The sequence below is a fragment of the Virgibacillus sp. NKC19-3 genome, from assembly GCF_019837165.1.
Taxonomy (GTDB): Bacteria; Bacillota; Bacilli; order Bacillales; family Amphibacillaceae; genus Virgibacillus_L; species Virgibacillus_L saliphilus.
Map to the genome: position 1 here is coordinate 959,616 of NZ_JAGYHC010000001.1, position 21,799 is coordinate 981,414.

Consider the following 21,799-nt stretch of genomic DNA (forward strand, 5'->3'; position numbering starts at 1 on the left):
ATATTTTGTCAAATCCGAAAATATAATTTTGCTTGCTTTTGCATTGTCTTATCGGTGTACAACTTTTTCATTTTTTTTCAGGAGTTTGACAAGGGAATAAAAGTACTGGTAAGATAGTTTTATTAATAATATTAAATTTTTATTTAACAAATTTAACAATTTAATTACCCTAAAGGAGTGATGGATGGTTTGAATTTACAACGCATGTATATAAATGGGGAGTGGGTAAATGCCAAATCCGGTGAAACACGAGATATCATTAACCCTTACAATCAAGAAATTATTGCAACTGCTGCAGAGGGAAATGAAGAAGATACGCGAGAAGCCATTCAAGCAGCAAGGCTGGCTTTTGATGAAGACAGCTGGAGTACATTACCGGCTAGTGTTCGCGGGGAATTCGTTTACAGTATAGGGCATTTGATTCGTCGAGACTTAGAAGAACTGGCTGAATTGGAGACGTTGGATACAGGTAAAACAGTCCAAGAAAGTCGCGATGATATGGCAGACATCGCTAATGTGTTTCTTTATTTTGGTGGCTTGGCGGATAAAAATGGTGGTGAAGTCATTCAATCACCGATGCCGGACAGTGAAAGTAAAGTTGTTCGCGAGCCTGTTGGCGTTTGTGGCCAAATCACACCATGGAATTATCCTTTATTGCAAGCTGCGTGGAAGATTGCACCTGCATTGGCAGCAGGGAACACCATTATTGTGAAACCGAGTGAGATCACACCGTTAACAACGGTGAAAGTCTTTCAACTCATCGAAGAGGTTGGCATTCCAAAAGGTGTCGCCAACTTAGTGCTTGGTCCCGGGGCATCAACAGGTGCCGAACTAGCTGCAAGTCTTGATGTTGATTTAATTTCATTTACCGGTGGCATTGAGACCGGTAAGACAATCATGCAAGCAGCTAGCCATAATGTGAAAAAAATAGCACTCGAACTTGGTGGCAAGAATCCAAATATCGTTTTTGCCGATGCCGATTTTGAAACAGCGGTTGATCAGGCCTTAAATGCTGTATTTTTCCACGCTGGCCAAGTTTGTTCTGCAGGAGCCAGACTTCTGGTTGAGGAAAGCATTCACGATGAATTTGTGGAGGCACTTGTTGAGCGAACGAAACGCATCAAATTGGGGAATGGTTTTGATGAAAGCACACAGAGTGGCCCACTCATTTCTGCCCAGCACCGTGCAAAAGTGGAACAGTATGTGGATATCGGTCAAAACGAAGGTGCTACATTAGCTGCCGGCGGACAGCGTCCGGATGATCCTGAATTGCAAAACGGCTTTTTCTATTTACCTACCATTTTTACAAACTGTACAAACGATATGCGCATTGTCCAAGAAGAAGTATTCGGACCAGTATTAACCGTAGAAACCTTTTCATCCAAAGAGGAAGCTGTCAAATTAGCGAATGATACGATTTATGGTTTGGCTGGCGCTGTCTGGACGCAAGATTTGGATAAGGCTGATTTTGTCACAGCACGATTGCGTTTGGGTACCGTTTGGATCAATGATTTCCATCCTTATTTCGCGCAAGCGCCTTGGGGTGGTTATAAACAATCAGGCATTGGCCGTGAACTTGGTCATGAAGGGCTGGAAGAATACACTGAAGTTAAACATATTTATCGTAACAAACAACCTGAACCTATTCATTGGTTTAACTAAATTTTTTACTTCATTTGTTAAAAATATATTTAATAAATTTAATAATAAATGATCATTCTAAATGGGAATTCTATCAATCTATGTCACTAGTGATGAGAACTTTTTAGATGAGTGTTTTCCAAATTCCTTTGGCAGATAAGAAAATAAAATACTTTCTTACTGCATAAGGGCAACTAAGGTTGTCACCCAAAAGGTTAGTGACAACCAAGTTTTCTAATATCCTGTATTTTATTCTACTATTTTTAAGGAGGTATTTCAGATGAGTCAACCATACGATTATGTAATCGTTGGCGGTGGCAGTGCAGGTTCTGTACTCGGAAACCGTCTAAGTATAGATAAAAATTGCAGCGTTCTTGTTCTGGAGGCGGGGCGTAGTGATTATTTTTGGGATTTGTTTATTCAAATGCCGGCAGCGTTGATGTTCCCGTCAGGCAATCGTTTCTATGACTGGATCTATGAAAGCGATGAGGAGCCTTATATGAGTGGACGGCAGGTCGCACATGCCAGGGGAAAAGTTCTTGGAGGATCGAGCTCCATCAATGGCATGATATATCAGCGTGGCAACCCGAAGGACTATGATCGGTGGGGATCTGAACCAGGTATGGAAAGCTGGGACTTTGCCCATTGTCTTCCATATTTTAAACGACTGGAGAGGACCTTTGGCGCAGATTCATCTGATGAATACCGCGGCCATCATGGGCCCATTAAATTAAAGCGAGGGCCGGCAAAGAATCCTTTATTTCAAGCTTTTTTCGATGCGGCTGTTGAGGCTGGTTATAATCGAACCCCTGATGTAAATGGCTTTCGTCAAGAAGGGTTTGGCCCATTTGACAGCCAAGTGCATAATGGAAGACGGGTTTCTGCTTCACGCGCCTATTTACGCCCAGCAATGCGACGTAAAAATCTAAACGTGGAGACGCGTGCATTTGTCACCAATATTAATTTTAATGGTACGAGGGCAGATGGCGTGACATACCAAAAGAATGGAAAAACCTATCATGTTAATGCAGGCGAAGTGATTCTTGCTGGTGGAGCATTCAATACACCACAGTTACTACAATTATCCGGTGTAGGGGACGCTGATCATTTGCGATCACTTGACATTAATCCGGTCGTTGATTTGCCGGGTGTAGGTGAAAACCTTGAAGACCATCTCGAAGTATATATTCAACACGCTTGTCCGAAGCCCGTTTCCGAACAACCTAGTTTAAATAAAGCAAAAATGCCTTGGATCGGTTTACAATGGCTACTTGGACGTACTGGGCCGGCAGCATCGAACCATTTTGAAGGTGGCGGATTCGTCCGTTCGAATGAAGATGTAGATTATCCGAATTTGATGTTTCACTTCCTACCGCTTGCTGTTCGATATGATGGGCAAAAAGCGGAGACGGATCATGGCTTTCAAGTACATGTTGGACCCATGTATTCCAACTCCAGAGGAAGGCTGAAGATACGTTCACGTGATCCTTTTCAGCATCCTAGTATTGTTTTTAACTATCTGTCTACCGAAGAAGATAGACGGGAGTGGATAGAAGCAATTAAAGTTTCGCGTGATATTCTTTCTCAGCCAGCGTTAGCCCCTTACAGTACTGGTGAAATTTCACCTGGTTCCTCGGTTCAAACCGATGAGGAAATTCTGGAGTGGGTAGCAAGAGATGCAGAAACGGCACTTCACCCATCTTGCACGGCAAAAATGGGGCCCGCTTCTGATCCGATGGCCGTGGTTGATCCATTGACCATGAAAGTACATGGGCTGGACAATGTCCGCGTCGTCGATGCATCTGCTATGCCACATACGACGAATGGAAATATCCATGCGCCTGTGTTGATGTTGGCAGAAAAAGCAGCAGACATTATCCGAGGACAACGACCAATGAAGCCGGAACATAAAGACTATTACCGCCACGGGGTTCATGCAGCGGAAGCAGGTACCGTCTGAGAAGCGGGTTCATATTTACTTGTTTAATTGTAAATCAGAGAATCAATAAAAAGGGTCACTGGCAGGTTATGCCTGGCCCTTTTCGCATTCGCTTAGTTTTTTGAACATGAACTTTCATGCGAAACACATTACCCTCAAAATGTTATAATTTCTTATGCAATGAAAAAAGCGAACCATCCGGGGATGATTCGCTTTAGATCATGTGATGTTTATTTTTTCTCGTTTCGGAAACGGTCAATCATGTTTTTTGCATCGCTTGGTGTGACACCGCGTAATCGTTCTTTTATTTCTTCCTTTGTTTCGTCTGATGCGTCTGGAAAGTTTTCTTCGATGGTACTCCAGATGCTTTGTTCGTCGGATATTTCGGGTTCGCTGTTCTCCTCATCATGCGGTTTTGTTTCCGGGTTATCGGATTCGTCTGCATCGCGATATTGCCCCGGTTTTTCATTTTCCTGTGATGTCGTATTTTCTTCATGTTGATCTGCTGGTGTGATGTTTGCCTCTGCTAGTGTCGATGATTGATTTTGGGTCTTTCCGGATATGTTATTTAGCATTCCTTCTAAATCGAAACCAGTCATTTGTCCGAGACTTTCCTGTAAACCGGCAACCATATTGGTGACGGATTTGGGAAGTGATTCAAGTTGTCCGCCATTACCGCTGTCCATGATACGAATGGACTCAACGTTAGCCATGGATTCGCTGACGGCACGAGCAAACTCTGGCATCATATTCATCATTTTCTCCATTAAGACAACTTCACGATATTTATTCATAGCTTCAGAACGGTTTCTCAGTGCTTCTACTTCAGCTTCACTCTTATCTCGAATGACTTGAGCCTCCGCTTGACCCTCCTGTTTACGTGCTTCCGCATTTGCTTGTGCCTGTCGTACTTCGCTAAGATAATCTGCTTCGGCCTGTTGTTTCCGAACTTCGACCTGCTTGCTTTCCATTTCCACTTCGTTTTCGCGTTCTCTTCGGGCGAGGCGTAGTTCCATTTCTTTATCCTGTTCCCGAATATCGAGTTTACGTTTTTTCACTTCGAGTTGACGGTCTTCCATTTCCATGTCGTAGGACGCATCCGCTTTTGCCTTCTCTTGTTGTGTTTCAGCGGCGATGCGGGATTCTTTGATGTCTTTTTCCTTCCTGGAGTCAGCGACATTCATTTCACGCTGGTATTGTTCTTTGGAGACCGCCTCGTTGACTTCGGCTTGCTTGATCTCCGTTTCGCGTTTGTTCTCCGCCTCGGCAATGTCGGCGGTTTTCTTGACACTAGCCGTCTGTGGTCGTCCTAAGTTCTCCAGATAGTTATCATCGTCCCAAATGTCAGCGAGACCGAAAGATGTGATTACAAAACCCATACGATCCAATTGATCTTGGGCGATTCCCGTGACTTGGCTGTTGAAACTTTCCCGGTCCTGGTTGATTTGTTCAACGGATAGCTTAGAAAGAATCGCACGTAAATTGGAGCTGAGGACGTTACTTACCTCATCGTGAATTTCGCTGTCTTTCTTACCTAGAAATTGCTCGGCGTAGCGCACAATGCCTTGCAAGGTGTCCGCTACTTTGATGCTGGCGACGGCTTTCCCATATACACCGACACCTTGTGATGTATAGACTTTTGGTGTTTCAATTTCCAGTTGGAAAGATTTTAAATCGACTTTCGTGGAGTTTTGGAACATTTTAAGCCGGTGTCCGCCCCCTCGGACGACCTTCATATAGCGTCCTTCATTATCTTTGTAAATGCGATTATCCTTTTCGGGATCGCCAAGCCGGGTCCCGGTGATAATAAGTGCTTCATTGGAGGAAGCAAGTTTAAATCGCCATTTAAAGAAAAGGAATACAGCTAAAGCCAGAACGGCGAGGATGATAATAATGGTTACAGCAGTGCTAAAAAATAACATGATGTTTTCTCTCTCCTTTGATTGGGTTTTTATTTAAACATGTTAGAATTGAGCGATATGGTGATATAGCGCAATGAGTTGTTTGTGGTTTTTAAAATAGGCTTATGTACGTTGTTTGATGTTTTAAAAAATCGGATACTGACATCGATCACAATGATGAACCAGATGATGTGATGCATATAGGAAAAAGTGTGAAGTCGGCTAAACATCATCGTGGTAAGCGATAGAATCACTAATAATATCATAAAAGTTTCATAGATTGTGGTCCATATTGTAGATCCGTCTGACCTAAATTCATGTGCTGGCCAGCATTTAGACATCGATAAATATACATCTTTCGTGCTCTTTTTATGTTAGCTTTACGAAATTTAGTATAGCAGAATGTTATAGAGTTGTATAGATAAGATCCTGAGGCTGGGGCAAAACAAAAGTGTTCAACTACTGCCGTTTCACAGTCAAATGCTTGGTGAAACAAATAACAGTGATTCATTGTATGTACAACAATTGAAAGCTATACCACAAAACTTCAATTGCATGGATAACGATTATTTTTTACCCCGATTATTTCAGTAACGGCAAGATGTCTTTAAAATGCTGTCCGTCGGCTGTTTCCATTAATTCATATAATGCCATTTCTACACTGGAGGTTAAAATGCCTAATTCTCGCATTTTTTGTAGTCCAATTTCTTTATTACAATTGGTGCGAGAGGAGACAGCATCTGCCACAACCTCCACCTCATATCCCCATGATTTCAGGCCGGCTGCTGTTTGATATACGCAAATATGCGTTTCAATCCCTGCTATTAAGATTTGCGATCGTTTCGTTGTTTCCAAAGCATCCATAAATGTTTGGTTTTTGGCTGCATTGAACGTGATTTTATGGATGGCTTCAAGTCCTGCTCCTGTTAAATACGTTGATAATGCTTCATTGGTTTTTCCTAAACCTTCAGGATATTGTTCAAGCCAAAGGATTGGAATATGAAGAATGTCCAGTCCTTGTATCAATGTTGATAGGTTCCCAATGACCCTTTCACTATCATGGACAATTTTGGATAGCTTTCCCTGCACGTCAACTAACACAAATACAGTGTTTTCATGATTTAGCAAATGATCTCAGCTCCTTTAAAGGTTACCCCGCATGAAAGCAGAAAAGATTTTGCTTTTCAGTCTACGTGATGTTCGTTTTTCTGTCCAGTGGATAAGAAGAACATATCGTTTGATGCAAAACAGAATTGGACTCGATGTTTCTTTGGAAGTAGCCTATCCCTTTTATATACAAACGCTATTGCTAAGACATCTACAAGATGTTATATTCTAGGAATGTTATATAATAGGAGGTGCGCCTAATGGCCGTAACTAACGCATTTATCGTTGGAATTATGTCAGCTCTATTACCGGGTCCCGATCTGATTCTACTGATTAAAAATAGCTTACAATCTGGAAGAAGCCAAGGTGTTGCTACATCATTAGGAGTCGCAACTGCTTTAATCATTCACATTGCATATACAATTTTAGGATTTGCCATATTGATCGAAATGTTTCCTTCTTTACTTAATACGATAAAAGTATTGGGTGCATTGTATTTAGTTTGGTTAGGCTGGAAAACAATTAGAGGCCAATCTAAAGTTGTAAATGAACCAACAGAAGGAAAACCAGCAAAAAATCATTCGATTAAAAATAGCTTTTCCGAAGGGTTTATGTGTAACTTATTAAATCCAAACTCAGCCCTTTTCTTTTTAAGTGTTTTTTCTCAACTTATTCATACAAGTACACCCATATATATGAGCTGGTTATATGGTTTTATCGTTATCCTAATTGTTTTTCTATTCTATGCTATTTTCGCGTTCTTTATCTCTAATATGAAATTTAGAAGATTTTATTTTGTTTATAAGCAATGGTTCGATAACACATTGGGTTTGATACTGATTGGTTTTGCACTATCAATAGGTCTTTCTGTGTTTAATAGTGGTTAACATTGAAAAATGATATACTAAAAGATTTACTCTTCAAGGTTGCTTTATATGACGTACTGGCAAGGCTCTTTTATTACATCGGCAGTTGAGTATTTTTACGCTGCCGAATTATGTAATTTTATTCTGCCATAAACAGAAAGCAGAAGTTCAATAATTCTGGAACGCAAATCATATCACTTCCAGCAAAAGATTATGAACATCAACTGGAACTTGGATAATCTATCGAACGACTCCACCAATTACGTCTCAAATTATTAGAAGCATTCCGGAATAAACTTAAAAGCATTTTGAAAGTTATTTTATTGTGAACATTGTTGTCAAAAAAAGTTGACAACATAGATAGCATTAAATTAACTTAGTGTTAAGTACTATTTCAAGGGGAAAGAAATGAAAACGATTAGCTAAAAAGCCCTTTTGGGTGAGAAAGCCCTTAAAACTTGAAAGGTATTGGGGCGATCATCAACGTTGTAACCGTTACCAGTAATTCTGAAAAGGAACATTGGCATTAGCTCTATGTTGAAAAACATGTGATTAATATCCCCAATGAAGATGATCTGTCTTATATTTCAGAGTAAGCCGGAACTGGTCTTCTAAAAGATATCATGTTTTATAATTTATTTTCGGGGAGGGGGCGTATATAGAACATGATTTTAGTAATCGATAACTATGATTCTTTTACGTTTAATTTGGTCCAATACATTCAAAAAATTGGTAAAGATGTTATTGTTATTCGTAATAACCACGTTTCATTAGAAAATATTAAAGAGATGGAACCAGAATATATCCTTATTTCTCCTGGCCCTGGTAACCCTGATGATGCAGATATTTGCTTAGATGTTGTAAAAAGATTTCACCAAGAAATACCTATATTAGGTGTCTGCTTAGGACAGCAGATTATCGCACAAGCATTTGGTGGGAGGATTAGGAAAGCAAATAAACCAATGCATGGAAAAACTTCTCGAATCACCCATAATAATTGCTCTATTTTTCGTGACATTAAATCCCCCATCCAGGCGACAAGATATCATTCCTTAGTTGTGGACAATCATGGACTTCCCGAATGCTTAGAAATCACGGCAAGAAGTGAAGATGGAGAAATAATGGGAATACGACATAAGCAGTATAATGTGGAAGGAGTTCAGTTCCATCCAGAATCAATTTTGACAGAAAAAGGATTAGAAATGCTAGAAAACTTCTTTATAAAAAATGCAAAGGAACATTCATATGTCATTTAAGGGAAAAGAAGCTTTATTATCATTTGAATTTGCCTCTTCAACGGGTGAAATTAAACCACTTACGTTTCAAAAGCTATTAAAGGTGATCGCAGCTTATACGATGGAAGATGTATTGCCGAGTTTTCAACTTGTACAGGATGCTGTAAATAGTGGATATTATGCAGCTGGATTTCTTTCTTATGAAAGCGCTGCTGCTTTTGATTCCGCATATCAGATTAGAGATGGTAGTACGATGCCATTATTATGGTTTGGTATTTTTGAAGAACCAGAATTGAAGTTTCTCAAAAGCACTGGTTCTCATAACCTATCAAAATGGAAACCGAATGTAAGTCTTGATGAGTATCGTACTTCGATTAATTCTATTAAGGAATTCATAGAAAATGGAGATACATATCAGATAAACTATACGATCCGCCTTCATTCTGAATTTGGTGGGGATGATAGTAGTTTGTTTGAACAAATGAAAAGAGGACAGGATTCTAATTACTGTGCTTATATAAATACCGGAGATCATTCTATTTTGTCTGCATCACCAGAATTGTTTTTTCATTTAGATGGAAATAGAATTACTACCCGACCGATGAAGGGTACAATCAAAAGAGGAAAAACATATGAAGAGGATGAGGTAAACGCGAATTGGCTTTATCATTCCGAAAAAAATCGATCAGAAAATCTTATGATTGTTGATTTGTTGCGGAATGATTTAGGTATGATTGCTGAAACGGGATCCGTAAATGTCCCCAAATTATTTGAAGTGGAGCGTTATCCGACAGTTCATCAAATGACATCAACGGTAACAGCTACGCTTACAGATGACACCGACTTTGTAGATGTTTTTAAGGCCTTGTTTCCATGTGGATCGATTACGGGTGCGCCTAAGGTTAATACGATGAAATTTATTGCAGATTTGGAAACAATACCACGAGATGTGTATTGTGGAGCAATTGGTTATATAACTCCGGAGAAAGAAGCCATTTTTAATGTACCCATCAGAACTGTAGTCATCGAGCAAGAGACAGGGAAAGCAACTTATGGTGTTGGAGGTGGTATTACATGGGACTCTACTTCACAAAATGAATACCATGAAATCCTAGCAAAATCCAGTGTCCTTGAGGAAAATAGACCAGAATTTCAACTACTGGAGAGTTTTCTTTTAAACGAAGGTGACTATTTCTTAATGGAAGAACATCTTCATCGTCTGAAAAAATCAGCAAAGTACTTTGACTTCCAATTTCACTTGGAGGACATTCAGAAGACATTGGATGACTTTGCCGAGCAAAATGGTCATGGTCTGATAAAGGTTCGTTTTTTATTAGATAAAAGCGGAGAAATGACAATCGAAGGGCAACAGATAACTCAATCAAAGGCACCTTTAAAAGTTATTCTTGCTGATGAAGCCGTTGATCAGAACAATCCATTTTTATACCATAAAACGACAAATAGAGAAGTCTATTCTCCATTCCAAAAGAAAAACGCATCTGAAGTTTTACTTTGGAATGAAGCAGGAGAATTGACGGAATTCACCACTGGAAATGTTGTTCTAGAAAAAGATGGTAAATTATGGACACCACCTGTGGATTGTGGATTACTAGCTGGTACATTTCGTGAAAGGTTAATCAAGCAAAACAAAATTCATGAAAAAACACTATATGTATCTGATTTAAAAAGATGCACAAAATTATGGTTTATCAATAGTATACGAAAATGGGTAGATGTAGAGTTAGTATAGAGATAAACATGGAATTAATGCAATGAAAAGGAAAGAAAATAGAACCAGACATCTTTCCAATGATTTGATCGAAGTAACTTGTAAACTGAAGGATTTTGTTGACGAGTTGATATACCCATTTTTTAAATGATATGATTATTTGAACTTTATAAATGCGTGTTTTAACTCTGTTGTCTTTAGAGGTGGTGTGCGGTTTTATTATTAAAAGTGTCAAGGAATTATATTTTCCTTGACACTTTTGCTGAAAAAAAGTAAATAAAGGTAAAGGGGGTATATGATAATGACAAATCAAATGAAGCGTTTTGAGAACAAAGTGGCGCTGGTGACAGGCGGGCGTTCAGGGATTGGACGAGCCATTTCCCGCCGGTTGCATGCCGAAGGAGCGACCGTGATCACTGCTCAGCGTGGCGAGGACGAGGAATTTGACTGGATAACGGCAGACTTTTCCGACCCGCATGCACCGGAGCGGATCGTTGCAGAAGTCATTGCCCGAACAGGTCGACTTGATGTGCTAGTTAACAACGCGGGAATGATGATGGAAGCCAGTATCGAAGAAATGAGCCCTGAGGATTGGCAACGTAACCTCAACGTGAATCTGACGGCTCCTTTTCTGTTGATTCGCGCAGCGCTGCCTTACCTGCGCAAGACGCAAGGCAGCATCGTCAATACTGGATCGACGGAAGGGTTAGCGGCCAACCCTGATCATGCAGCCTACGCCGCCTCCAAGGCCGGGCTTCATGGGCTGACCCGTTCGGTTGCGGTGGATCACGGCCAAGAAGGTATTCGTTGCAATGCGGTAGCACCCGGTTGGATCGACACCGATCTGAATCTTGATTTTATCGAAAGCGCATCTGATGCAGCGGCGTTTCGACGCGACATTGGTCGCATCCATCCTGTAGCCAGGACAGGTACCCCTGAAGAGGTAGCAGCGCTCGTTGCCTTTCTCGCCGCCGATGAAGCTGGATTTATCACGGGGCAAGTCTATACAGTGGATGGCGGAAGGACGGCCAAGTTAAGCCTCCCTTGAACAGGGGTATAAAAATAAACGAAAACACGAGTGTTGCGTATTTTTTAAAAAGAAGGTGTGAGCACAATGGAAATCAAAAATCTGACTGTATTCTGTGGTTCAAGTGCAGGTACAGATGATATTTATATAGAAAATGCAGAAACGTTTGGAGAAGCGTTAGCTAACAAAAATAAGACGTTGATTTATGGTGGAGCCCAAGTTGGATGTATGGGTGCATTGGCTAACACATCGTTACATCATGGGGGTAGTGTCGTAGGCGTGATCCCGCAAAAGCTAAAGAATGTGGAAATCGCGCATGAGCAATTAACCCAGCTTCATGTCGTTGAAACCATGCACGAGCGCAAATCGAAAATGGCGGACTTAGCGGATGGATTTGTCGCTCTGCCTGGAGGTGCAGGAACACTAGAAGAATGGTTTGAAGTCTTTACCTGGGCGCAACTCGGTTATCACGCTAAGCCCTGTGGGTTACTCAACGTCAACCATTTTTTCGATCCATTAATAGCGATGTTAGATCACACGATTGAGCAAGGATTTATGAATGAGGATTATCGACAAATGCTACTTATTGATTCGGATCCCAACGCGTTACTGGAGAAAATGGATGCCTATACGCCGAACTATGCAGTGAAATGGACGTAACTTATTTCGTTTATACGTCAACGAACTGGAATCCGAAACGATATAGAACTTGAACGATGATATAATAAAAATGAAGATATTCTCATAAAAAAAGTTGATATGATTAAATTATTATTGACAATGAAATGTTAAGCGTTTGTTGCTTATTTTACCAAAAGTTGGGAGGGGTACATTTGTATGTAGAAAATGTATTTTTAAATGAAGCAAATAAATTAAAAAATCAATTAGATAAAAAAGACCTCTTCCAAGCAAAATGGTAACAGATTTGAAGGCGGATTTTAATGTGAAAAAAGTGTAAAAATCAGATTATCCGTATAAACACTGGATTTACAAATGCTTTTCAAGGATAAAACAATCCTTTTTACCACTTAATTACTACTTTGGGATGAATCTTGATACGATGAAATATCTTAGGAAAGTGAAGAACAATAAAAGATACTTCCTTTATGAACATTAAATATGAAATAGATAGACACTTCAAATCGAGGTGTCTATTTTTTATGTAATTATTTTGAAACAGACAGTTGTTGTAACCAAAATTAAATGAAAAGGAGAACGCCCCATGATGTCTATGAATGAACAGGAAATATACGAAGATAAGGTCTTGGAATGGATTGAAGATCATTTCATTATGAATGAGGTTGAAATTGAAGATTATCCATTTTTTCTTCATGGAAAATTGGTGCGTGATAAACAAGGTGAAACAATGGTTGTATTTTGGTGTGTAATTTATGGACGAGTAGATTATCGTTTTCAAAACGCATAAGAAGTGATGAATCATGCAGACGTTTAGCCCTCGTTCCCCTCCTACTCCCTTTATGTCTAATTATGAACCATGAATTAAAAACTAAAACAAGAAAAGAGGTCTGTATCATGGAATTAAAATATGTGATTCCCAATATGGAAAAAACATTTTGAAACTTAGAATATGCAGGAGAAGGCAAGGTTGAACAGCGGCGAATCAATGGAGTGCAAAAGGCTTTTACCCAGTAAAAAGGTAAGAGGCTTTTTTTTCTTCAACGTAAAGATTTTTTATCCAAGTAGGGATGGAAGATGGGAGCATGCTGTCGGATTACAGATAGCATTGGATGACATTGAATTTCTCATTAGTAGCTATTTTTATTACGATATATAAACGTAGACGATATCTATTGTTGATAACTAGATACCGTCTACCATTTAAGCAAATTATTTCAGTAATTCTAGTGCTTCACGATTGAAAGCAGGTAGGTCATCTGGCGTTCTGCTTGTCACAAGATTACCATCGACAACCACTTCCTCATCTTTAACGACAGCTCCTGCATTCTCTAAGTCTTTTCGCACAGAAACAAAGCTTGTTAATTCTTTGCCTTTTAATGCGTCTGTCTCTACTAAGAACTGAGGACCGTGACAGATGGCAAATACTGGTTTTTTCGCTTCCATAAATGCTTTTGCGAAGTCACCATTTTTTGGATTAATACGGAGTAGGTCAGGAGAGAATCCACCAGGAACTAATAATGCATCATAGTCGCTTGCATTCACTTCTTCAATTCCTTTATCTGCTTTAAGTTCATCTCCATTTTTACCTTTAATGGTTTTGCCTGCTTCATCACTAATAATTTCCACTGTATGACCAGCATCTTTATAAGCTTTGACAGGATCTGTTAATTCTATTTCTTCTACCATGTCGGTTACAATTACGGCAATTTTTTTAGTCATTTTTAATTCCCCCTTTAATAATGCTACCGTAATGATAGCGAATATGTTTCGATCTGTAAAGAACGCTGCTTTTATGCATATTAATGACGTGTAATTACTTCCAGATCAATTATACTGCTATAGAAATATGGAGTTGCATACATTCGCTATCACATGTATAATGTTATGTCCGTTAAAAAAAGGAGGGCGCCCGTGATGACAGAATGGATACATATTGCACATGCGAATGAACACAACTTAAAAGACGTTAGCGTGAAAATCCCAAAACGTCAATTGAGTGTGATAACTGGAGTTTCTGGATCAGGTAAGTCTACGCTTGCACACGATATTCTCTACAAAGAATCTCAACGACAATATATAGAGGCAATGGGGATCCAAGGTGTAGAAAAGGCAAATGTTGCTCATATCAATGGGATTTCCCCAGCAATAGGTATAAAGCAGAAAGAAACGTCATCAAATCCTCGTTCGACAGTCGGAACGAAAACTGCGATGTACACGAGTTTGCGTATGATTTATGAGAAACTTGGTGTCCATCCATGTCCAAACTGTAAGAAAAACGTCAATCCCATTCAGGCTATGGAAGAAACCGAACATAGAGATGGATATTTTACCGTTTTTCAAATTTGTCCACATTGTGATCATAAGTATAAAAAATTCACACGAAGCCATTTTTCGTACAACACCATGGAGGGTGCTTGCCCACAATGTAAAGGACTGGGTAAAATTGTTCAAATTAATAAAGCCATATTATTCAATATGGAATTGTCTATAGAAAACGGCGCAGTAACATCATGGGGGATAGCGGTCGTTATTTTGAGTATCAAGTCGATAATATCAAAAGAGCAATGAACTATTACGATGTGCCAATGGAACAACATACACCCCTTAAACATTATCATGCGTTACAATTTGCTTTACTTTGTTATGGTACAAGCAGTGAAGAAGTACGAAGGCTTACAGATAAAAAAGAGCCAAAAACAGTAAGTGAAGGTAAATTCGAAGGTGTCATGACAAATCTTTGGCGGAAATATCAAGAAAAAAACGGCGATATGGGGAAAGAATCTATCTTTTTTTATAGTGATACGTGCCCCGGCTGTAATGGTACGAAACTCACCGAACCAAGTCGTCACGTTAAAGTAATGGATCGTTCCATCACAGATATTGCCACATTGGATTTAGAGCAATTATTAGAATGGGTCAATGCCTGTAGATCCAACTTCACCAGTGAGGAACTTTCTTCTGTTGATGTCTATATTCGTGATATAGAAACAAAATTGAAACGTATCAAACGTTTAGGTCTAGGCTATCTTACGTTGGAACGCGGGACAAATACCTTATCTGGTGGAGAAAGTCAGCGGATACGATTATCTGCCATCTTAGATTCAGACTTAACGGATGTTGTTTATATTATCGATGAACCAACAGCTAGCCTTCATGCCAAAGATACGGAGGGAATCATCGATATCATGAAAAAACTGCGAGATAAAGGGAACACCGTTCTTGTGATTGAACATAATACAGATGTTATGAGAGAAGCTGACTATGTTATTGAAATTGGGCCTAAAGCTGGCCGGTTCGGTGGCCGATTAATTGGTACAGGAACATTAGAGGACCTGAAAAATAACGAAGAATCGCTGACCAAAGACTATATTTCAACTAGCAGCCAACCTAAGCGAAACGTTAGACAAGCTGGGGAAACGCCAATTCATGTTGAACAAGCCACACGTCACAATCTTGCCTCTGTAAGTGTAACGATGCCAACCGAATCTCTTGTAAGTATAACAGGTGTTTCAGGATCAGGGAAGTCGTCACTTATCTTTGATGTGGTAGGAGAGCAAGCTAGCAATGTTGCTGGATTGGAGCAATTTGATGAAATCATATCTATGAATCAAGCAACCATTACCAAGATGAAACGCTCCAATGTGGCAACCTATACGAATGTATTCACGGACATTCGAAATGTTTTCGCCAAACTTGAAGAAAGCATTGCACAAGGTCTTACAGCGAAACATTTTTCATTCAATACGAGCGGCGGGCGTTGCGAGACTTGTGAAGGGCTTGGCTATGTCATGAGTAACATGTTATTTTTTAATGATATGGAAGTTGTCTGCCCAACGTGTAAAGGCAAGCGTTTTAAAGAAAGCATCCTTCATATCACGTACAATGATTATAATATAAATGATTGCCTGGAGTGCACTATTGAAGAAGCATTAGATATTTTTTATGATGAAACGAAAATCCATCACGTACTTCATCTATTAACTGAAATTGGCTTGGGTTATTTAAAACTTGGTCAATCCCTTACAACATTATCCGGTGGGGAAGGGCAACGGTTAAAGCTATCAACTTCCTTACGAAAGAAAACAAAGCAAAAGAGTCTGTTCTTAGTAGACGAACCATCAACAGGTCTGCACCCTTATGACATTCACTATTTGTTAGAATTATTTAATCGGTTAATTGATAAGGGAAACACCATTATGATGGTAGAGCATAATATTCATATGATTCATGCGAGTGATTGGGTTGTTGATCTTGGCCCAGAAGGTGGTGTCAAGGGAGGGCATATTATTGCGGAAGGAACACCAAATGACATAAAGGCGAATCAATCATCTGTGACAGGAAGATATTTATAACAACAAGCAGCCCATGTAGGAAGGTAACATGGGCTGCTTGTTCGTGTGCCAGGTATGCACGGATTCTCTTGTCTCGACTTACTTGAGAAACAAATTTAGCTATACACTATTTCAATTTGGAAAACTAGTAAAAAGCTTATCTCCATTTTTTCTTTATGTGTTGATTTAATGATCCCGTTCATTCTGATCACGAAAATATTCAAAAATAGGTTGTAGGTTGCTAATCGCCTCTTCCTCAATATCACTAATATTTACGATGGAATAATCCAGCAACATGATTAATGATTTTAGCTTCCTTTGCATTATACCTTCTTTCATCATGAAAGATGCAGCATCCGAATGAAATTGCATTTTTTCAACAAATTCCTTCAAAAATTCTAACGCCCCATAGGCAATTTCGGTTTCTGATTTAATTTGTATCAGTTGACTATCCAATTCAAACGCAAGGTCCCGGTACTTTTCCATGAATACACCTCTCCTTTTTAAAATGGTTGCTTTTCTACGCTGGTAATGTTTGCATAACCTTACATTCGTCTATTGGTTGATATATCAACCAAAAGGAGTAAAATATAACCCCATATGATGTAAGCAAATAGGGACGGGTTAAGCTTTATTCGTATGAAAGCTCATACTTTCCATGTTAAAACAATTTCACCTTCCTCTGCGATATATTTAATGTAAGTATAAACATGAATGGTTGTAATGTCAACCAAAAAACAAAAACTGTTTGCTATATAAACCAATATACAGTAAAATGAAGAAACAAATGAAAAAAAGAGGGTATACCATGGACTTTGGAAGCTATATAAGAGAAATAAGAAAAAGCAAAAATATTTCTTTAAGGGAAGCTGCTAGGCGATCTGAAATGTCGCATCCATACCTATCACAAATTGAGACGGGGAAAAACACAAAACCTACACCAACGATCATAAAGAAACTAGCTAAAGGCTTAAACGTTCCATACATGCAATTAATGGAAAAGGCAGGGTATGCCGACTATAGCTATGAGACGGTTGCTGAACGTTTGGTTACCATTGATCAGGTTAATAAAAGCCAGGATTTATATGCTTTGTTACATGATAATGAAGATCTGTACTATAACGAGTATTTATTAACGCATGATGATAAAAAGTTCTTACTACAAGTAATGGAAAGAACTTTTGGTTATCATCAATAAGAACATGATTTTACAGATGTAGTGCTTTTATCTTTAGTCACGCAGCTCTGGGGATTCTCCTCGGATTTGAAGCATTTAAGTATTATTATCGCCGTTCTGCTTAGTATTGCTATTGTCGTGCAAATCGTCTTTTATTTAAGGGATAAGTTAAGATTGTCAAAAATACCCACTAATTAAGCTCTAAAACAATAAATGTTACACAAATTTAGTTGAATCAATATCCATGTCTATTTTGAACAAAAAAAGCCCTTCGATATATAGCGCATAAAACCTGTTTGTCGAAGGGCTTTGAATCATTTTGGATTGTTATCTAAAACGTACGTTATTCATCTAAACGCGAGTCCATTTCGCATCCTTTTTTCAGGATTCACATAGCTTAATAAACACTTTCACACGTCCCGGGAGCCGGCTCATAATAGCAATGATTTTTATATTGTCCCGAAAAAGGTTGACCGTACCATGTTGGAGGGCATGGAGCATATGGATTGAAATACCAAAGGGCATATTTCGCCGGGTGTTCTCTCCAAAAATTCAAATTCTTTTCTGCTAATCTTTTCTCAGCATTTCGTGCTCGTTGATAAAATACATTCCCTTTTTGGACAGCTTCAAATGAATAATTTCCTCCTTGAACCTGATAAATGACATCCCGAATGGATCTTACATCGGCAAAGTCTAAACAATCTGCTATGCTACGATTAACAATGACATTTCCGACGTACATCATTCCTTGTTTTCCTTCGCCCTCGGCTTCCGCTCGCATCATTCTTGCCATTAAGGCAACGTCTGAATTATTGTATTGTACTCTTGGCATTTTCTCACCCCAAAAACAGTGTATGCAAACAGCCTATATAAGCGTGCGCCGTTTAAACGAACAAATGAAGGATGCGTTTATGATGAAAGCCCTGGAGAAACAAACTCATTGAGAAAGTAAGGAACAATGCTATTATGATGGGCTTTTCTTTCTTCTACAAACTGGCGAATCGCTGTAAAAAATGCCTCATCCAGTAATGGATATCTTACTGTTCGAACTTGATCGAAGATGGTGTTATGCTTAATCACTGTATCAACACTTGCGATTAATTGCGCCACAAGTTTTTGATTTGGTGTGATTCCCATAATATCTTTATAAATTTGCGCATCATCTTTTACATCTAACATATGGTAGGGCAGCTTCATGTCGATATGGACACCATCAACGAGGTTTTCTTCGTATAAGGTATCCAACTTTTGATAATACATGCCACACGTTGTTACAATTAGCTTTCCATCAAAACGGGCGCGCACTTCTTGCAATAGATCACGCACGTCATCGAATGGGTTAATCAGAAATTCACCGCCGCTGAACATAATAGCATCAAATAAAAACCCGCTTTTCTCCAAATAATCATACAAATCATCTGGGGTCTTATACGTCTTCGGTGTGTTCGCGACAATCTCATCATAATTGTGACAGCCGAAGCAATGAAGGGGACAGCCGGACAATGAATGAATCAATAAGGTCGTATGATTAGGTAAGTCGGTAAATGTCCGAATAAAGGTATTGTATAGTTTCATGGTGATGGGTTCACCGCTAATTAGCGGTGAACAACCTCCTTCAATGAGTCTTCATTTAATCGGTTCCTCATGGCCCAATCATGTCTTCGTGCTTTCGACCAGAAATTATATTTGCCTTCATAATACCCTTTATCATCTATCTGGATGTTGTTCCTGGAAATCATTTTCAAATAACCAATAACCCTACTGAACGTTGCAATGTCTTTAGATTCACAGACAGGGCAATGCTGAATACTTTTGGCATCTTTCGCAACAATTTTCTGGCCACAACTCATACAAGACGTAATGGTTGGAGTCAATGTAATATAATTAATCGGTTTTTCAAAAATATTATCCAAATAGGTTGCTATATTTTCGGGTTTTATTTTTTCCTCGAGGAAATGATGTAAGACACTACCGGATGTAGCATAGCCTTGGAATTCAGCACTGTTTTCCAGTTGTTCCAGGAAGTCTTCTTCTGAATAAGGTGTCATGCAGCCGCTGGTCAAGTATGGGTTTTCTCCTTCTCCTTGTACAAAGATATCCCGATTTCTGGCTTTTGCCCATTTCAGATCATGGCGTGCAAGTTTGATGGCGGCGTTTTCAGCAGGGGCATACTCAATTCCGCATGCCACTTTATCGCGCACGATAAATGCATTTACAATCTCTGTCATGTATTGCATCAATTCATGCGCAATCATTTTCCCATCTTTATCTTTGATTCCATCTTTATACCCCAAGTTGATGAGGCCTTCATGCATACCAGTAAGGGCGAACACATTAAAATAGTTTTTCAAGTTTTTATTAAAGGCGAAGAAAGTTGGGTATAATTCCTTGTTTTGTTCAATCCACTTCCTTTTTTCCATGTGTGCTTCCTGCATCACTTCCATGTACGCATGTATCTTATCTTTAACGAGATCCAAGTCATGTCCAAATTCCAAAAGCACTCGATTCATATTTAAATTAAGCACCTGCACCGCCCCGGTGGAACCTGTTGATGATCCAAAAACACCACCGCCGGCTTTAGATAATGTCTCCAAGTTGATTTGCAACCTGCAACAGAGGCTTCTGCTCACTTCCGGATCTTTGGCTTGAATGAGCGGATTTAACGCTTTGTAATAGGGATCTTCAAACGGCTTTCGTTTAAAGTTCTCAAAATATACGCCGCCCCAATGATACATTTTATCCAATAGCTCGATAAATAATGGGTTTTGGTAATTAAAATCATCGTCAATTTGCACGGTTAATAATGGGAAAGTAAACGGAATCCCTTCACTACCTGTTCCGTTTTTCATCACATCAATAATAGCTTGGTTGATACGGTCAAAGTAAGCTGCTGGAATATCCTGATATTGTATATTCCGTCCCTCGCCTCCGATAACGATATATTGATCCTTTATTTCTTCAGAAGGTTTCCCGAACTCTAATGTAATATTCGAAAAGCTGCTTTGAGCCCCAGATCGAAGCGGCATATTTAGTTCCCAGATAAGACTTTGAAACAGTTCGACGAGTTCTTCATCGGTGTACGTCATACCACGACTTTCCTCATCAAACAAATAAGAAGCAGCAATGGTTGATAGTTGTGCTAGCATGACTGCGCCTGAGACTTGTTGTGATATTAATGTAACCACATTACTAAAATGCCGTAATAATGTTGAAAATCGCTTCGTTGGCTTGGAAGAGATCATATTTTTTGCCAGTGATGGTATCCCTTTTGTAGCAATGTCCATACAGCTAATGGATACACAATACGGTGCAAGCTGCTTGTCATGTACGTAGACAATGCCCTCATCATATAATTCTTTTATTGTTGGTGGAAGAATATGGTGAAAAAGAAATTCCTCCTCTGCATGATTGGTTAAATTATGCCTTAACAGGGATAAGGAATAAACATAATTACTATTTTCATGCCTAAGGTAATCTGTTTGCTTGTTTTCTTGTTGCGATGTAAACTTGGCGATAATGTCGTTTGTTGATTGGAACATGCCCAAATCTCTCCTTTAAACGTATTACTATCTTTTTGCTAATCCAAATCACCTTAACACAACATATAGTATACGGCAGTGATGTTAGTCACTGTATATTGATTTTATAAGAAGGAGAGACGTTGGTAATGTTCCTTGTATAGGATCATTCTCGCTCTGCGTAAGCGAAGTGACATTTATTCAATAGATTTATTGCTTAATCCCTTGTATGGATAGATATAAGGAGTAGTTTCCAAAATGGAGTATTTCATGAAGAAAAAGATTCAATTGTTCTTGCGTGTTCACTTTCACTTTCATATGATAACATCCCTCTCCCGATACGCGGTGAGCTTCAACTATCTCTTTTCGTTCCTGAATAAAATGTAAAAATGGATCATGGTTTGCTGTTTTCATATAAATGATGACAAACGCTGTATAAGTCAATCCTAATTTCATTTCATCTATTATGATAGAGTACGCTTGAATGACACCACTTTCTTCCAGCTTTTTTATACGGTTTCCTACTGCTTGCCCCGTCATATGAATTTGTTCACCTAAGTCTTTCCATTGTATCCGCGAGTTTTCGGAAAGCAATTGCAGGATCTGAAAATCAATGTTATCAAGTTTCATAATAAATTCCTTTCGCCATGAAAATATTTGATATAAATGTGTTTCATCAACGTATCGAT

19 protein-coding genes are annotated in these 21,799 nt (G+C 39.1%); 11 read left to right on the top strand and 8 right to left on the bottom strand.

The window, feature by feature from the left end:
* Positions 1 to 180 precede the first annotated feature (180 nt).
* Both betB and betA read left to right on the top strand, forming a co-directional pair.
* Positions 181 to 1,662, top strand: coding sequence for a betaine-aldehyde dehydrogenase (gene betB / locus KFZ56_RS04920; RefSeq protein WP_222640632.1), 1,482 nt, complete (start codon positions 181 to 183; stop codon positions 1,660 to 1,662).
* A 259-nt stretch (positions 1,663 to 1,921) separates the two neighbouring features.
* Positions 1,922 to 3,601, top strand: a complete 1,680-nt coding sequence (gene betA, locus KFZ56_RS04925; RefSeq protein WP_222640633.1) for a choline dehydrogenase — start codon at positions 1,922 to 1,924, stop codon at positions 3,599 to 3,601.
* Positions 3,602 to 3,810: 209 nt separating this feature from the next.
* On the opposite strand, the gene KFZ56_RS04930 is transcribed toward betA, so the two are convergent.
* Positions 3,811 to 5,502 (bottom strand): flotillin family protein, encoded by a 1,692-nt coding sequence (locus tag KFZ56_RS04930; RefSeq protein ID WP_222640634.1) that lies wholly within the window; start codon positions 5,500 to 5,502, stop codon positions 3,811 to 3,813.
* A 561-nt stretch (positions 5,503 to 6,063) separates the two neighbouring features.
* Positions 6,064 to 6,609 carry an isochorismatase family protein gene (locus KFZ56_RS04935; protein ID WP_222640635.1) on the bottom strand — a complete coding sequence of 182 codons (546 nt, stop codon included), beginning with the start codon at positions 6,607 to 6,609 and terminating at the stop codon, positions 6,064 to 6,066.
* A gap of 239 nt (positions 6,610 to 6,848) precedes the next feature.
* On the opposite strand from KFZ56_RS04935, the gene KFZ56_RS04940 reads away from it, so the two are divergent.
* The 6 genes from KFZ56_RS04940 to KFZ56_RS04965 all read left to right on the top strand — a co-directional run bounded on the left by KFZ56_RS04940 (position 6,849) and on the right by KFZ56_RS04965 (position 12,871).
* Positions 6,849 to 7,475 carry a LysE family translocator gene (locus KFZ56_RS04940; RefSeq protein ID WP_222640636.1) on the top strand — a complete coding sequence of 209 codons (627 nt, stop codon included), beginning with the start codon at positions 6,849 to 6,851 and terminating at the stop codon, positions 7,473 to 7,475.
* Between the two features lie 644 nt (positions 7,476 to 8,119).
* On the top strand, positions 8,120 to 8,710 hold the full coding sequence (locus KFZ56_RS04945) for an anthranilate synthase component II (RefSeq protein ID WP_222640637.1): 591 nt from the start codon (positions 8,120 to 8,122) through the stop codon (positions 8,708 to 8,710).
* On the top strand, positions 8,700 to 10,439 hold the full coding sequence (pabB, locus tag KFZ56_RS04950; RefSeq protein WP_222640638.1) for an aminodeoxychorismate synthase component I: 1,740 nt from the start codon (positions 8,700 to 8,702) through the stop codon (positions 10,437 to 10,439). The genes KFZ56_RS04945 and pabB overlap by 11 nt, the downstream gene beginning before the upstream one ends.
* Positions 10,440 to 10,719: 280 nt before the next feature.
* The gene (locus KFZ56_RS04955; RefSeq protein ID WP_255584842.1) at positions 10,720 to 11,466 is read left to right on the top strand and encodes an SDR family NAD(P)-dependent oxidoreductase; all 747 of its coding nucleotides are present in this window, start codon (positions 10,720 to 10,722) and stop codon (positions 11,464 to 11,466) included.
* Between the two features lie 66 nt (positions 11,467 to 11,532).
* Complete coding sequence (locus tag KFZ56_RS04960; protein ID WP_222640639.1) at positions 11,533 to 12,105, top strand: LOG family protein; 573 nt, start codon at positions 11,533 to 11,535, stop codon at positions 12,103 to 12,105.
* 562 nt (positions 12,106 to 12,667) lie between these two features.
* Positions 12,668 to 12,871 carry a hypothetical protein gene (locus KFZ56_RS04965; RefSeq protein ID WP_222640640.1) on the top strand — a complete coding sequence of 68 codons (204 nt, stop codon included), beginning with the start codon at positions 12,668 to 12,670 and terminating at the stop codon, positions 12,869 to 12,871.
* 422 nt (positions 12,872 to 13,293) lie between these two features.
* Here the strand turns inward: KFZ56_RS04965 and KFZ56_RS04975 are convergent, their stop codons facing one another.
* A complete protein-coding gene (locus tag KFZ56_RS04975; protein WP_222640641.1) occupies positions 13,294 to 13,803 on the bottom strand; it encodes a type 1 glutamine amidotransferase domain-containing protein in 510 nt (169 codons plus the stop codon).
* A gap of 195 nt (positions 13,804 to 13,998) precedes the next feature.
* Here KFZ56_RS04975 and KFZ56_RS19465 point away from each other — a divergent pair, with 195 nt between their 5' ends.
* Positions 13,999 to 14,652: an ATP-binding cassette domain-containing protein gene (locus KFZ56_RS19465; protein ID WP_255584843.1), complete on the top strand. Its 654-nt coding sequence runs from the start codon at positions 13,999 to 14,001 to the stop codon at positions 14,650 to 14,652.
* Positions 14,595 to 16,436, top strand: a complete 1,842-nt coding sequence (locus KFZ56_RS04980) for an ATP-binding cassette domain-containing protein (protein ID WP_255584844.1) — start codon at positions 14,595 to 14,597, stop codon at positions 16,434 to 16,436. Before KFZ56_RS19465 ends, KFZ56_RS04980 begins: the two co-directional genes overlap by 58 nt.
* A gap of 165 nt (positions 16,437 to 16,601) precedes the next feature.
* Here KFZ56_RS04980 and KFZ56_RS04985 read toward each other — a convergent pair whose 3' ends face one another.
* A complete protein-coding gene (locus tag KFZ56_RS04985; protein ID WP_222640643.1) occupies positions 16,602 to 16,901 on the bottom strand; it encodes a hypothetical protein in 300 nt (99 codons plus the stop codon).
* A gap of 322 nt (positions 16,902 to 17,223) precedes the next feature.
* On the opposite strand from KFZ56_RS04985, the gene KFZ56_RS04990 reads away from it, so the two are divergent.
* Positions 17,224 to 17,613 carry a helix-turn-helix domain-containing protein gene (locus tag KFZ56_RS04990; protein ID WP_222640645.1) on the top strand — a complete coding sequence of 130 codons (390 nt, stop codon included), beginning with the start codon at positions 17,224 to 17,226 and terminating at the stop codon, positions 17,611 to 17,613.
* A 376-nt stretch (positions 17,614 to 17,989) separates the two neighbouring features.
* On the opposite strand, the gene KFZ56_RS04995 is transcribed toward KFZ56_RS04990, so the two are convergent.
* From KFZ56_RS04995 to KFZ56_RS05010, 4 genes are all read right to left on the bottom strand, one after another.
* Positions 17,990 to 18,424, bottom strand: coding sequence for a cell wall hydrolase (locus KFZ56_RS04995; RefSeq protein WP_222640647.1), 435 nt, complete (start codon positions 18,422 to 18,424; stop codon positions 17,990 to 17,992).
* 77 nt (positions 18,425 to 18,501) lie between these two features.
* A complete protein-coding gene (locus KFZ56_RS05000; protein WP_222640649.1) occupies positions 18,502 to 19,167 on the bottom strand; it encodes a 4Fe-4S cluster-binding domain-containing protein in 666 nt (221 codons plus the stop codon).
* A 20-nt stretch (positions 19,168 to 19,187) separates the two neighbouring features.
* A complete protein-coding gene (nrdD, locus tag KFZ56_RS05005; RefSeq protein ID WP_222640650.1) occupies positions 19,188 to 21,131 on the bottom strand; it encodes an anaerobic ribonucleoside-triphosphate reductase in 1,944 nt (647 codons plus the stop codon).
* A gap of 189 nt (positions 21,132 to 21,320) precedes the next feature.
* The gene (locus KFZ56_RS05010) at positions 21,321 to 21,740 is read right to left on the bottom strand and encodes an Lrp/AsnC family transcriptional regulator (protein ID WP_222640652.1); all 420 of its coding nucleotides are present in this window, start codon (positions 21,738 to 21,740) and stop codon (positions 21,321 to 21,323) included.
* Positions 21,741 to 21,799 lie beyond the last annotated feature (59 nt).

Coding starts and splice junctions, on each gene's coding strand:
- KFZ56_RS04930 (WP_222640634.1), bottom strand. CDS start 5,502: ATGTTATTTTTTAGCACTGCTGTAACCATTATTATCATCCTCGCCGTT.
- nrdD (WP_222640650.1), bottom strand. CDS start 21,131: ATGTTCCAATCAACAAACGACATTATCGCCAAGTTTACATCGCAACAA.
- KFZ56_RS04940 (WP_222640636.1), top strand. CDS start 6,849: ATGGCCGTAACTAACGCATTTATCGTTGGAATTATGTCAGCTCTATTA.
- pabB (WP_222640638.1), top strand. CDS start 8,700: ATGTCATTTAAGGGAAAAGAAGCTTTATTATCATTTGAATTTGCCTCT.
- KFZ56_RS04990 (WP_222640645.1), top strand. CDS start 17,224: ATGGACTTTGGAAGCTATATAAGAGAAATAAGAAAAAGCAAAAATATT.
- KFZ56_RS04945 (WP_222640637.1), top strand. CDS start 8,120: ATGATTTTAGTAATCGATAACTATGATTCTTTTACGTTTAATTTGGTC.
- KFZ56_RS04965 (WP_222640640.1), top strand. CDS start 12,668: ATGATGTCTATGAATGAACAGGAAATATACGAAGATAAGGTCTTGGAA.
- betA (WP_222640633.1), top strand. CDS start 1,922: ATGAGTCAACCATACGATTATGTAATCGTTGGCGGTGGCAGTGCAGGT.
- KFZ56_RS04960 (WP_222640639.1), top strand. CDS start 11,533: ATGGAAATCAAAAATCTGACTGTATTCTGTGGTTCAAGTGCAGGTACA.
- KFZ56_RS04975 (WP_222640641.1), bottom strand. CDS start 13,803: ATGACTAAAAAAATTGCCGTAATTGTAACCGACATGGTAGAAGAAATA.
- KFZ56_RS04995 (WP_222640647.1), bottom strand. CDS start 18,424: ATGCCAAGAGTACAATACAATAATTCAGACGTTGCCTTAATGGCAAGA.
- KFZ56_RS19465 (WP_255584843.1), top strand. CDS start 13,999: ATGACAGAATGGATACATATTGCACATGCGAATGAACACAACTTAAAA.
- KFZ56_RS04955 (WP_255584842.1), top strand. CDS start 10,720: ATGACAAATCAAATGAAGCGTTTTGAGAACAAAGTGGCGCTGGTGACA.
- KFZ56_RS04985 (WP_222640643.1), bottom strand. CDS start 16,901: ATGGAAAAGTACCGGGACCTTGCGTTTGAATTGGATAGTCAACTGATA.
- betB (WP_222640632.1), top strand. CDS start 181: ATGGATGGTTTGAATTTACAACGCATGTATATAAATGGGGAGTGGGTA.
- KFZ56_RS05010 (WP_222640652.1), bottom strand. CDS start 21,740: ATGAAACTTGATAACATTGATTTTCAGATCCTGCAATTGCTTTCCGAA.
- KFZ56_RS05000 (WP_222640649.1), bottom strand. CDS start 19,167: ATGAAACTATACAATACCTTTATTCGGACATTTACCGACTTACCTAAT.
- KFZ56_RS04980 (WP_255584844.1), top strand. CDS start 14,595: ATGGGGGATAGCGGTCGTTATTTTGAGTATCAAGTCGATAATATCAAA.